Raw genomic sequence first — 12,746 nt, 5'->3', positions numbered from 1 at the left:
TGAACTGCCGGTATTGTTGACGTAATTCTAGCTGTATTTAGCGCAGCCTCAGTTTGCATGACTTTACCGCCCATCGGCAGTCAGGAGACCCGCGTGGTTCATTCGCCCGGCCATGTCGAAAAAGCCGTGGGTGTCGATGAACTGATTGCGGGAAATGAGCGAGTTCGGGCCCGCCGCAGGAGCTCTAGGCGGAAAACAAGCGCACAGCGGCCTAAACAAGGGTTCTTTCGCACACTGGTTCAGGTCTTTGGTGAGCTCCTCATCACCTGCGGTGTCATCCTCTTACTTTTTGTCGTGTGGGAACTGTGGTGGACCAACATCGAAGCCAACACCGCACAGCAGGCAGCCGTATCGCAATTCGCGAAAGACTTTCAGGGACCCGTGACACCTCCGGCCGCGGACACACCTTCGGATTACGGTCAGCCCATCGTCATGGCCGAGCCCACGGATCCCAGCACGGTTTTTGGTGTTGTCTACATCCCACGCTTCGGTGCCAGCTACAGTCGCCCTCTTGTTGAAGGTGTACAGCAGGCGCAGCTCGATACTTTGGGGTTGGGTCGCTATGACAGCTCCACCATGCCCGGCGGTATCGGAAACTTTGCTGTTGCCGGTCATCGCCAGACGCACGGAGCAGTCTTGGATGCCATCCATACCCTGGTTCCGGGCGACAAGATTTATGTTCAGACCAAAGACGGCTACTACACCTACGTGTTCCGCAACAATCAGATTGTGATGCCAAACCGAGGCGACGTCCTCTTGCCGGTCCCCACGCAAGCCGACGCGACACCCACTGAGCGTTTCATGACCATGACAAGCTGTAACCCCCGTTTTGGCGCCGAGGAACGGCTCATTGCGTACTCGCTCATGGAGTCGTGGCAACCCGCCAGCGCCGGCCCTCCTGCCGCCATTGCAGAACAAGTCGCAGCGAATTCGAGAGGCTGATCATGTACGGCTGGATTTTTAGACATCTGCCAGGGCCCTTGTGGTTGCGCATCATCACCGCCATCGTCTTCGTGGCAGTCGCGGTGCTGGCACTTATGCAATTTGTTTTCCCGTGGTTGAGCCAATTCAACCCCCTTACCGATTCGACGATTGGCGGTGGAGTCTGACATGTCAGTTCGGATTCTGGTCATTGATAACTACGACAGCTTTGTTTACACCTTGGTGGGCTACCTGCAGCAGCTAGGTGCTGAGACGACGGTTGTCCGCAACGACGATGTCACCCTTGCGGAGGCTATCGAACTGGCCAACGCGCGCGACGGCGTACTCGTCTCCCCCGGTCCCGGCACTCCCGCCGAGGCTGGCGTGTGTATCGAGCTCATCAAATGGTGCGGAGAGAACGCCAAGCCCATGTTGGGTGTGTGCCTCGGTCATCAGGCTCTGGCAGAGGCCTATGGCGGCGTGGTGACACACGCTGAGCAGCTCATGCACGGAAAGACTAGCGAGGTCCATCATCACGGTGCAAGCGTGTTTGCGGGCCTGCCTAGCCCCGTCACAGCCACCCGCTACCACTCACTGTCCGCTGTTCCGGCAAGTATCCCTGAGGTGCTGGAGGTGACGGCAGAAACGGTCGACGGCGTGATCATGGGTTTGGCGCACAGGAGCGCACCTCTGTGCGGTGTCCAGTTCCATCCAGAATCTGTCCTCACCGAGGGCGGTTACACCATGTTGGGGAACTGGCTTGAATCTCTGGGCTTGACAGGAGCTGTCGCCAAGGCAGCGACGCTGAGCCCCCTGATTCATAGCTGACCCGTCGGGCCGCGCTGCCTGGCTTTATTCTTGTCCCGGAGGTTGGGTGGGCTTGTCTGGCGTGCGCGGCTTTGCCGTGGGTGTTTCTACGGCTTCTGTGGTGGGCGGGGGCTCGGGTGTCGCCGGAGCTTTGGCTAGAGTGACCACGACGGTGCTGTTTTGCGCCACGACCGTTCCTGCGGGAATGGATTGACCTGTGACGAGGCCGGGGGTGACAACCGAATTTTCGGCTTCGTCAAATGTCACCGATAAGAACGGTGAGACTTTGTGTAGGGCGGCTGTCACGGCAGCAGCGACGCCTGCAGGGTCATCGCTCAAGTCAAACAATGAGGGCATAGCGATCTGACCCGTGGAGATCTTGAGAGTGACGGCTGTACCGACAGGAACGGTCTCTCCAGGTGCTGGATCACTTGTCACGACCAAAGCAGCAGCAATTTCGCCGCTCTGAACCATATCGTTGTCCTTGACCGTGAGGCCTAAGGCGATCAGATTGGCTCGAATTTCGGGTTCCGTTCGACCGGCAATTTCCTTGGGGATCATCACTTCCGAGGGGCCCTTGGACACAAATACCTCAATGTCGGCACCTAGATTTACCCGGGCATTGGCCTGAGGGAATGTCCGGATGACCACGCCTGCGGGCTCAGTAGAGAATTCTTCTGTGCTCTTCGGGACCATGCCAAGATCTTCCAATTGCAACATGGCGGTATCGAGTGCCACCCCGGTGAGCGTCGGAACTGAGACCTGCTGCACGGCAGGCGGCTTGTTATTGATCCAGTTGTAGCCAAAGAAGCCTCCTGCGCCCAAAACAAGTGCCAAGACAACAAACATGGAGACCATCCATGCCGTCCGGCGCCGCTTCTGGGAGGGGGCAACTTCACCTAAGTTCTCAGGTTCAGCCTCGTCCGTTGTGAGGGGTCCCCCAGCCAAAACCTTCGCCATCGCGCGAGTGGAGGGGCCGCCGTCGTCCGTCTCAGCAGGAGAAGGCGTGGCGGCATCGGGCAGGGCCATGAGTGGAACTGCCGCGGCCAGCTGCGTAGCTGCCGGTGACACGGGGATTGGCACAATGCCTGTCCGGGCAGCACGAAGCGCGTTCCGGAAGGACGAGGCGTTTTGGAAACGACGTCCGCGGTCCTTTTCGAGAGCCTGCATCAAGAGCGCGTCGAGGGCGGGCGAAATCTCGTGGTTGAAATTGCTCGGCACCGGCGGCTGTTCACGAACGTGCTGGTAGGCCACAGAAACCGGAGAGTCGCCGGTGAATGGTGGCCGTCCAGCCAACATCTCAAAGAGCAGGCAGGCAGCCGAGTACAGATCGCTACGCGCATCAACGCTCTCACCGAGGGCCTGCTCGGGCGACAAATACTGGGCCGTTCCCATGACGGTCTGCGTCTGAGTCATGGTGGCTGCCGCATCAGAAATGGTTCTGGCGATGCCAAAGTCCATGACCTTTACCTGACCCAGAAGACCATGTTCGTCTTGGGTGATCATGACATTGGCGGGCTTGATATCACGGTGCACAATGCCGGCGCGGTGACTGTAATCAAGGGCCGAAAGGATGCCGGAGGTGTAGTCGATGGCCTGATCCGTGGTGATGTCTTTATTTCGGATCAGCTCTCGCAGGGTCTTACCGTGGACACATTCCATGACGATGTATGGCAAATGGGCACTGTCACGGACTTGTTCATCCATGATGTGCTCCCCGGTGTCGTATACGGCGACAATCGAGGGGTGATTCAGTCCGGCTACAGCCTGGGCTTCACGGCGGAAGCGGGCCTGGAGCTGTGAGTCTCTGGCGACATCAGCCCGCAGGAGCTTGATGGCGACTGTCCGACCCAGGCGGAGGTCCTGAGCCTTGTAGACGTCTGCCATGCCGCCTCGACCCAGCAGCTCCCCGATCTCATACCGATTATTGAGGACGCGCGGAATATTCATGAGGTACCTGCTTGTCCTTTCGGTGTGGAGTGAATGGGGAGCTGCTGCGTGAAGGCGATGAAATTATTTGTCTCCCGGAGCGGTTTCTTTTGGTGCCGCCTCAGTGGGGGAAGGCTCTTCCGTGGCGCCGGTGGAGACGTAGTACGCCACCGTCGAACCAGTCGGGATTTGGGTCCCAGCTGTTGGGTTCGTGCGAATGACGAGCCCCACTGCCACCGTTGAAGAGGCTTCTTCGACGCGATTGGGAATGAATCCCGCAGCCACAAGAGCCTGATCATAGCTATTGCCCTCTTGGCCGACAGAGGAAGGAACGGCTGCTGTCGCGGGGCCCTTGGAGACGGTCACGTCGATGGTGGTGCCAACTGTCTGCAGCCCGGTCGGGGATACAGAGATAACGAACCCGGCAGCGACGGATTCACTGAAATCGTCGACCCGATTGACGACAAGTTCCGCACCAGTGAGAACGCCGTCGACTTCTTCAAAGGACTTGCCAACGAGCATATTGCTGATGACTTCGAACTGCTTGGGCGCCTCAGTTGTGGGTTCAACGGTTTCGGTAGGAGTCGGCGCCTCGGTGGTCGTCGGCGGGGCCGTTGACGGGCGTACGCTGGCCTTCGTTGAGGATGTCGTGGTCGGCACCGGTGCGTCGTTGTTTCCTAGAAGTCCCGTCCCTTGCAGCACGAGCGCACCAACGGCGAAGACCAAGAGAATCAGGAGCCCAATGAATGGCCAGGTCCAGGGGCTGCGACCCTTCTTAGCCGGAACTGGAGCGGGCTCGTCTTCTTCTTCCGGGCTGTAAGGCTGTTCCTGCTCAGCTTGCCAGGCCCGCTCTGCGCCGAGAATCTCTGAGCGAGTAGGACTGGCCGGCTGGACATCGCTGACGACGGTCGGCAGGGCCGTGGTCGTGGGTTCGGCAATGTTGCTAACAACTGATGTCGGAGCCGTTGCATTGACATCCACAGGTGCCGTGATGGGACCGGTTGTGGACTCAAAAAGCAACATGCCAGGAACCGCAGCATGAGCTGCCTTGATATCGCCCTCACGGATGGCCTCGGCGGCCTCCGCCAGCTTCAAAGCGTTCTCCGGACGGTTGACCGGTTCCTTCGACAACATGGACATCAAGAGTGCGCGGACGGGCGTCGGCAAGGTGTCAGGCAGTGGCGGCGGGGCGTCATTGACCTGGGCCAGGGCAATGGCGATCTGCGATTCGCCCGAGAACGGGCGGTGACCGGTGATGCATTCGTAACCGATAACCCCAAGGGAATAGATGTCGCTGGAACCCGTGGCTACCTGTCCGGTGGCCTGCTCGGGCGCCAGGTACTGGGCGGTGCCCATGACCTGTCCGGTTTGAGTCAGCGGAACCTGATCGGCCAACCGTGCGATACCGAAGTCAGTGATCTTGACCTTGTTATTGGGCATGATCAGCAAATTCCCGGGCTTTACGTCCCGGTGCACGAGTCCTTGGGCGTGAGCCGCCGCGAGAGCACGGGCGGTCTGGGCGATCATGGACAACGTCCAGTCTGCCGAGAGAACACGTTCCCGTTCGATCAAGGTGGAAAGCGGCTCGCCAGGAACCAATTCCATGACGAGGTATGCCGAACCGTCCTCTTCACCGTAGTCGAAGACGTTGGCGATTCCTTCGTGACTCAGCAAAGCAGTGTGCTTCGCTTCAGCGCGGAATCGTGCCCGGAAACCGGGGTCTCCCGTGTATTCATCCTTGAGGATTTTCACGGCCACTATGCGACCTAGAACTAGATCCTGAGCTCGCCACACCTCACCCATGCCGCCAATGGCAATGCGTGATGTGAGTTGGAACCTGCCGCCTAAGGTGATACCAGAAATAGGCCTCACTTGTTCAACACCGCCTTGATGAGATTACTTGCGTTGGGACTTGTTAATTGTGCTCCGGTAGCCACGTCAACCTTGGGCATGACGATCGAGACTACTACTTGAGGGTCGTCTGCCGGTGCGAAACCGGTGAACCATGCGTTATTCAGCATTACGCCGCTTTCGTCTAGGCCGAGTTCGGCTGTGCCAGTTTTGCCGGCCACCTTAACTCCAGGAACAGCGGCAGCCGAGGCAATGCCATTGTCAACCACGCTGACCATCCAATCGGTGATCTGAGCCGCCACCTCAGGTGATGTCGATTGGCGTAGGACCTCGGGAGTGAGACTTGAAACTGTCTTTAGATCCGGGGTGCGGATTGTTTGCACCAGATTTGGGGCCATTTGCTGTCCCCCATTGGCAATTGCGGCCGTCATCATGGCTATCTGCAACGGGGTTGCGAGCACATCTCGCTGTCCGATAGCACTCTGGGCTAGTGCCGCGTCATCAAGAGTGCCTTCACTTCCTGGGAAACGGCTTGTGGCAACCCTGTCTGGGAACTTCAGAGAGGTGTCATTGAAACCGAACTTTTCAGCTTCGGCGGTCATGGCATCTTGTCCCAGGTCCAAGGCAATGCTGGCGAACGGGGTGTTGCAGGAATTCTCTAGAGCGAAGGCAAACGTAGCCTTGTCCTTCGTATAACACTGCCCATTCGCGTAGTTCGGCAAGGCATAGCTCATGCCAGAGAACGTCAGCTCGGCAGGGTTGGGAAGTATGCTGTCTTTGTTATATTTCCCGGATTCGAGGGCGGCAGCCGTGTCTATGATCTTAAAAACGGAGCCGGGGGCATAGAGGCCCGTGTAGGCCGACGAGCCAGCCAAGCTGATTTCGTCCCTATCAACCAATTCCTTCATCGAGGCGTTAAAAGCCGCCGCATCATGGGTAGCGAAGAGGTTCGTATCGTAGGAAGGCTTTGAGACCATGGCAATGATGGCACCGGTCTTGGGGTTCATGACCACGATGGAACCGCCGACATTGTCGGGAATCATGTCGTAAGCCATCTTTTGGATCGTGGAGTCAATCGTTAGTTCCACGGAACGACCCTGTTGCTGAGCCCCCGTGAAGACCTGCGAGATGCGGTCAAAGAGGGCAGCGTCTGTATTTCCGGTCAGCTCGTCTCGCATGGCTGCTTCGAGTCCGTACTGTCCGGAGAATTTACTAAAGAAGCCAGTCAGTCCGGCGTACAGCTCTGGTTCGTTGTAGCTGCGCTGGAACTTGCAGTCTGTGCCGCTGGCGACAGACTCCGCGATGGCCTTGCCATCCACCAAGATCGGGCCTCGGTTGCTGCAGAAGTTCGCCAACAGCTGTCGATTATTCTGCGGGTTGGTGTTCAGGGAATCGACAGCAAAGAACTGCACATAGGAAACGGCCCCGAAGAGCAGCGCAAACAAGGCAACGGCCACTATCCAAGAATTTCTGATTGCTTGGTTCATGGTGAGGGCACCTCCTTCAATGGCTGGTCATTAGTGGGCTTGGAATTATCGGCGGTCGACACATCGATCGGACGGCGTGCCGCATCGGAAATCTTGAGGATCAGGGCAACAATTATCCAGTTGGCCAGCAAAGAGGAACCGCCGGCTGCAAGGAACGGGGTGGTGAGTCCTGTCAACGGTATGAGGCGCGTGACACCACCAATGATGATGAAGCACTGGAGGGCAACGGCAAACGACAAACCAACCGCCAGAAGCTTGCCGAAAGCATCGCGTGTACCCAATGCTGCCCGGAATCCTCTGGCCACCAAGAGCGCGTACAGGCACAAGATGGCGAAGAGGCCGATCAAGCCAAGTTCCTCGCCGATGACAGCGATGATCATGTCGCTGTTGGCAACCGGCAATTTATCAGAGGTTCCTTGGCCAAGGCCCGTGCCAAATAGTCCACCATTGGCAAGGCCGAACAAGCCCTCGACCACCTGGAAGCTGCCGAAGGCCGCACCAATGTACTCAGGGTCGAAGGCGTTGACCCACACATCGATACGACGGGCCACGTGAGGGAAGATTTGGTAGGCGGCGGTCCCGCCAACGACGATCAGACCAACACCGATCAGAATCCAGCTCACTCGACTTGTCGCCACATAAATCATGACCATGAACAAGCCGAAGAACAGGATGGATGAACCTAGATCGCGCTGGAAGACCAGGACGCCAACACTGGCAAGCCAAGCCACGATCATGGGGGCGAGATCTCGGGTGCGCGGAAGCTGCAAGGGGCCGATTTTCTTTCCCGCCAGCAGGATGAGATCGCGATTAGAAGAAAGATACCCTGCGAAGAATACTGCCAAAGTGATTTTGGCGATTTCTCCGGGTTGGAAGGTAAAGGGGCCAATAGAGATCCATACCGTGGCGCCGTTGACGCTACCTGCAGAGAGCCCCGGAACGAGGGGCAGAATCAGCAAAACGACGGAGATAAGCAGCGATATGTAGGTATAGCGACGCAAAATCCGGTGATCTCGAAGGAACCAAATCACGGTAATTGCGGCAACAACCGCCAAGCTCGTCCACATCCATTGACGCGTAGCCGCGGAATCCCCCGAGGTGATGTCGAGCCGGTGGATCACCGCAAGACCAACCCCGTTCAAGGCGATAACCAACGGTAATATTACCGGATCGGCATATTTTGCCTTGAGGCGCAGCACAATATGAAAGACAAGGGCGAGACCGCCCAATATGGCGATTTGCGTATAAAAATCGTTGTCAAAGTTACGGCCAAGATTTAGATTCACCAAAGCATTGGCCATGGCAGACATACCTAGAGCCACAATGATCAGCAGTAGCTCTGTGTTTCGGCGGGGCTTGGCCACCGTCAGTAGTTGGCTCATTTTCCATCTCCGGGTATGCAACTAGCATGCGCTGTTGGGGATGCGGTGCTACTCGCTGAAGGAGCCGCTGTTCCGGTGGTCGTTGCGGTCGGCTTGGCTGATGCTGAAGGGCTGGCCGTGGCGGACCCGGTGGTGGCCGGTGCAGTGGCTTTCGGCGTCTCGAGCAAGTTACACGGCGGGAGGCTAGTGCCGGTGCCCAGCTGCAGGTCACTAATGATTTGCTCAGCATCACCCAAGGTGGAGGCGGGCACTGTATTAGCTACGAGCTGTTGCGAGTATGTTGGCAAGGATTCAATTCTGACAGTTGTCTCACTGTGCAGGTGAGACAGAGAAATCGGGCCCAGGGATTGCGAGACGCCTTGATAGATCGCCACATTTCCGTTGGCCGCGCCCACAAAATACTGTGTCTGTGTCCAGGCATATGCAGCCCAAGATCCTGCAACGAGAACGAGTGCCGTGAGCACTCCGATGACCACCATGAGCCATGGACGACGGCGCAGACGCGGTAAGGAAACCTCGGTGTCCTCCACGATCGTGTCGGATTCATTCTTCGGCTTGTGTGTCAGGACGGTGACTGCCCTGGGGATCGCCGGTTGACGTGCTAGGTGAGGAATCTTCCCCTCGGCATTTGCCGTCACCGCTGCGCCCACTAGTTCATGTTCGCGAGCGGCAAGCTCCAGGCGGACCGCGTCGGCCCGGACATAGGAATCCAAGGATTCAGCTTCTGGCTCGACAACAGCGACCGTATCGTCTCCCGAGTCGGGAGTATCGGTAGTCTCCGGGGTCGACTCAGACGAGCTTCCGGCGTCGTCCGCTTCATTCGAAGCGTCAACCGACTCGCCCAGAACAGCCAAGTCAGCGCTTGATACCGTTTCAAGTGTTGCGGTCTGATCAGGAACGTCTTCGGCAATATCAAAGACCACTACCGTGACGTTGTCAGGCGAGCCAGCAGCCAAAGTCAGATCGATGAGAGTTTCAGCCGTGCTGGCCAGAGACTTGGTATTGCGGATAACTTCTTCGACCATTTCGTGGCGAACAAAGTTCAAGCCATCCGAGCAGAGCAACCAACGATCACCGGGGATGGCGTCAAAGTACTTCAGATCAAGCTCAGGCGAGGCGTCGACGTCGCCAAGAACTCGCATGAGGACGTTCTTATGGGGATGAACCTCGGCCTCGGCTTCGGTCATGCGACCCTCGTCGATCATGCGCTGGACAAATGTGTGGTCCGTACTCAACTGCTCAAAGACACCATCACGGAGCCGATACGCACGGGAATCACCGATATGGGCGTAAGCAAGCCGTTCATCGGAGAGCAACAGGGCAGTAACAGTCGTCCCCATGCCAGCCAGCTTGGGATTGACGTGAACAAGTTCCGACAACAGCGAGTTCGCACTCTGAATCTCATCGGCAAGATGAGTTCCGGCTTCGTCGTCATGATGGTTGTGATCGAGATGGATGAGATCTAGAACTGTCGAAGCGCTGGCAACATCACCGCCCGCGTGACCGCCCATACCGTCAGCAACAACGGCTAAATACCGACCGGCATAGGCTGAATCGTCGTTCTTAGCCCTGACCAGGCCGACGTGGGACCGGGCAGCGTAGCGCAGAACAAGCGGGTATTCGGCCATGGTTACGGCCTCAATTCGATGACCGTTTTACCGATCCGCACAGGGACCCCGAGTTCCACAGGCAAGGCGCGCGTCAATGCACTCCCACCAAGGAAAGTTCCATTCGTGGAGCCCAGATCCTCAACGAACCAGCGAGTTCCTTGAGGGAATAGCCGAGCATGCCGACCTGAAGCATAGTCATCCTCGAGCACCAAGGTGGCGTCTTGTGCCCGGCCCAGCAAAATGGGGGTCCCGGACAGTTCCAGTGTGGTGCCGGCTAGTGGACCCTCGGTGACCACCAACTGCCGGGCTTGGACCTTTGCAGGAGGAGCTTCTTCGATCAACTCTGGGTGCTTCCGAGCCTGTCGGGCGGTTGGCTGCCCCACCTTGGCTTTGCGACCGATGACAAGGTCTCGTCGCATGGCAGCGACGACACTGAACACCATGATCCACATGAGGACCAGGAATCCGAAACGCAAAATTGTGACAACAAGGCTGAGATCGTTCATCGGGAGCCTCCATTGCGTGCCGGCACGACGCGGAAAGTGATCTGCGTGCGTCCCATCGTGATCGTCGAGCCGTCGCGTAGAACTGCAGTTCCTTGAACGCGGTGTCCATCGACGTAACTGCCGTTAGTAGAACCAAGGTCAACGGCAGTACTTGTTCCGTCGGCAGTGCGAATTTCTAAATGTTTACGTGAAACGCCAGTGTCGTCGATGAGAATATCCGCCTCTGTGGAGCGGCCCAACACGATGGACGATGCGTTGAGTGAGTATCGCTGCCCGTCGATATCAAGCACCGCTTGCCCTTTTACTTGAGCGGGACGCTTGTAGACAGGCGCAGGAGCTTGGTTGGCGCTCGGGCTTTGGCTCGGTCGAGCGGGTGGTGATGCCGGAGCCTGTGCGTGCTGCACCGGTGCTGACGCTCCATCTTCACGCTCGGTGGTGGAGTTGACCTCGAATTGTCCGGGACGGAGATCCGGATGGTGATTGAAAGTAACGCGAACGGGTCCCTGCAAAACATAGACCTGGCTGCGGGCGTGGTTTATGACAACGTCACAAAGTTCTTCAGCAAGAGTGACGCCCCAGGAACGTGCTCGTTGAAAATCAGCATCGCCTAATTCAATGTTGAAAACATTTGGGGCAAGAGTGCGACCGGCATCTAGGGTCATGGCCTTGTCATCGAGCTCTCGCCGGAGGGCACTGGCCATTTCTACAGGCTGCAGAGTCTTGGAACCCAGCGAGAAGGCTCCACGGACTGCCTTCTCAATGCTTTTCTCAACGTTGTCAAACAAACCCATGTGCTCTCCTCTCCTTCAGTAACTCAACGGTCAAGTTCCGTGAGTAACGGTTCTCAACGGCCCAGTTCCGGGGCGCGAGATGTTGGTTGTCCGCGCAGCGGGCAACCCTGTTCAAGGTCGATACTACTGCCGGTGCCTTTGAATATACCTATCAGCTGGCGTGGATGTGGCACATTTCCTACCACGGGTGGGGATTGTGATCGTCGACTTGTGTAAGAGGGAAACCGCGAAATCTAGCGGTTTCTGAGCCCATTTGAACCGAGATTCACGACCTTGACCACCTCGTTTTGGTTAATTGGCACAATGTCCTATATGCTTGATCTCGCTGTTCCACTGAAAGTTGAAAACAACTCAACTACGAAGTGGATTGCAAAAAACGCGCGAGTGGCGGAACGGCAGACGCGCTGGCTTCAGGTGCCAGTGTCCGAAAGGGCGTGGGGGTTCAAATCCCCCCTCGCGCACGTTTTTGAAAGATCCCCGGTAAACCAATGGTTTGCCGGGGATCTTTCGTTTAAGGATCAGCCCATCCCTGACTCTCACATCGCGAGCCCCTGGCTGTTGTCGGGACCTCATCGTTGAATTTAGTCCTATATATAGGGATGACACTCTGGTTGCCTTGCCAGCCTTCCAGCTATGGGCAATGCGGTGATCTCTCGAAGCCCACCGACTCCTTGCGCGACTACAGGCCCGTGGATTCCGGGTAGACCCTATCTGGGCCCTCTGGGGTACAGCAGCATAGGATCAAGCCATGAAGAAACTAATGATTGGCATCGGCGTCCAGCTTGGCAGCTCAGCGGTGGCAATAATCGCCGCCGCTTTACTCCTGCCGCGATTCCATCTTGGTCTAAGTGGTTTTCTAACTGCGGTCATCATTTTCACTGTGGTCCAGTCGCTTCTGAATGGTTTCGTAGCGAGGTTGGCGACTACCCATGTGCCAGCGCTTTCTGGCCTATCGTCATTGGTTTCGACATTGCTTGCCTTGATCATTGCTAATCTGCCGTTCGGCGGTATCAGGATCCATGGGTTTCTTACCTGGGTATTTGCGGCTCTCATCGTCTGGGTCATTACTGGTCTCTGTGCGGTCGTGGTCCCCAAGTACTTGTTGAAGGGCTCCGATAAGTAATTGCTGACGAATACTGCTGGGTGGCACAGCCCTTCCAAGGTGCCGACACCCTAGAGCTGACTGGGGTTAGGGGCCACTGAGGATTTGCGGAGGCGCGTAAAACCGTGTATTGTTTTTCGAGTTGCCCCGCTTGATGCGGGTGTGAAAATCCTTGGTTTGTGTGGCCGGTTTGTTCCGGTCGTTTTGCATGTTCTGGGGTGGTTGTTTGTTTCTTTTGGGAATGAATGATGAAGGGTTTATGGATTTGCTTTTATAAAGTAGATCGGGTAAGCTTGTAAAGTTGCCCCGGCACTGATCGTCAAGGTTTGTTTCTTGGTGTATGGCTGGGTGTGGTTGTTG

Annotated in this window: 10 protein-coding genes and 1 tRNA gene; 4 read left to right on the top strand and 7 right to left on the bottom strand. The window is 57.0% G+C overall.

Annotated features, from left to right (window positions below):
* Window positions 1–57: 57 nt before the first annotated feature.
* Complete coding sequence (locus CVS30_RS16470; protein ID WP_110486646.1) at window positions 58–942, top strand: class E sortase; 885 nt, start codon at window positions 58–60, stop codon at window positions 940–942.
* A gap of 168 nt (window positions 943–1,110) precedes the next feature.
* Window positions 1,111–1,749 carry an anthranilate synthase component II gene (locus CVS30_RS16465; RefSeq protein ID WP_110486645.1) on the top strand — a complete coding sequence of 213 codons (639 nt, stop codon included), beginning with the start codon at window positions 1,111–1,113 and terminating at the stop codon, window positions 1,747–1,749.
* A 24-nt stretch (window positions 1,750–1,773) separates the two neighbouring features.
* Here the strand turns inward: CVS30_RS16465 and pknB are convergent, their stop codons facing one another.
* The 7 genes from pknB to CVS30_RS16430 form a co-directional block, all read right to left on the bottom strand.
* Entirely contained in the window at window positions 1,774–3,678 is a 1,905-nt protein-coding gene (gene pknB / locus CVS30_RS16460; protein ID WP_110486644.1) for a Stk1 family PASTA domain-containing Ser/Thr kinase, read from the bottom strand.
* 63 nt (window positions 3,679–3,741) lie between these two features.
* Complete coding sequence (locus tag CVS30_RS16455; protein ID WP_110486643.1) at window positions 3,742–5,529, bottom strand: protein kinase domain-containing protein; 1,788 nt, start codon at window positions 5,527–5,529, stop codon at window positions 3,742–3,744.
* A complete protein-coding gene (locus CVS30_RS16450; protein ID WP_110486642.1) occupies window positions 5,526–6,995 on the bottom strand; it encodes a peptidoglycan D,D-transpeptidase FtsI family protein in 1,470 nt (489 codons plus the stop codon). The genes CVS30_RS16455 and CVS30_RS16450 overlap by 4 nt, the downstream gene beginning before the upstream one ends.
* Entirely contained in the window at window positions 6,992–8,377 is a 1,386-nt protein-coding gene (locus CVS30_RS16445) for an FtsW/RodA/SpoVE family cell cycle protein (protein ID WP_110486641.1), read from the bottom strand. Before CVS30_RS16445 ends, CVS30_RS16450 begins: the two co-directional genes overlap by 4 nt.
* Window positions 8,374–10,005, bottom strand: coding sequence for a PP2C family protein-serine/threonine phosphatase (locus CVS30_RS16440; protein ID WP_110486640.1), 1,632 nt, complete (start codon window positions 10,003–10,005; stop codon window positions 8,374–8,376). Before CVS30_RS16440 ends, CVS30_RS16445 begins: the two co-directional genes overlap by 4 nt.
* A gap of 2 nt (window positions 10,006–10,007) precedes the next feature.
* Entirely contained in the window at window positions 10,008–10,493 is a 486-nt protein-coding gene (locus CVS30_RS16435; RefSeq protein ID WP_110486639.1) for an FHA domain-containing protein FhaB/FipA, read from the bottom strand.
* The gene (locus CVS30_RS16430) at window positions 10,490–11,284 is read right to left on the bottom strand and encodes an FHA domain-containing protein (RefSeq protein ID WP_110486638.1); all 795 of its coding nucleotides are present in this window, start codon (window positions 11,282–11,284) and stop codon (window positions 10,490–10,492) included. Before CVS30_RS16430 ends, CVS30_RS16435 begins: the two co-directional genes overlap by 4 nt.
* A gap of 378 nt (window positions 11,285–11,662) precedes the next feature.
* Between CVS30_RS16430 and CVS30_RS16425 the strand changes: the two genes are divergently transcribed.
* Both CVS30_RS16425 and CVS30_RS16420 read left to right on the top strand, forming a co-directional pair.
* Window positions 11,663–11,745, top strand: a tRNA-Leu gene (locus CVS30_RS16425).
* 287 nt (window positions 11,746–12,032) lie between these two features.
* Entirely contained in the window at window positions 12,033–12,407 is a 375-nt protein-coding gene (locus CVS30_RS16420; RefSeq protein ID WP_110486637.1) for a phage holin family protein, read from the top strand.
* Window positions 12,408–12,746: the final 339 nt, after the last annotated feature.

Source organism: Arthrobacter psychrolactophilus (assembly GCF_003219795.1).
GTDB classification, from domain to species: domain Bacteria; phylum Actinomycetota; class Actinomycetes; order Actinomycetales; family Micrococcaceae; genus Specibacter; species Specibacter psychrolactophilus.
Note: the sequence above shows the minus strand (reverse complement) of the source record. Positions and strands in the feature narration are given on the sequence as shown.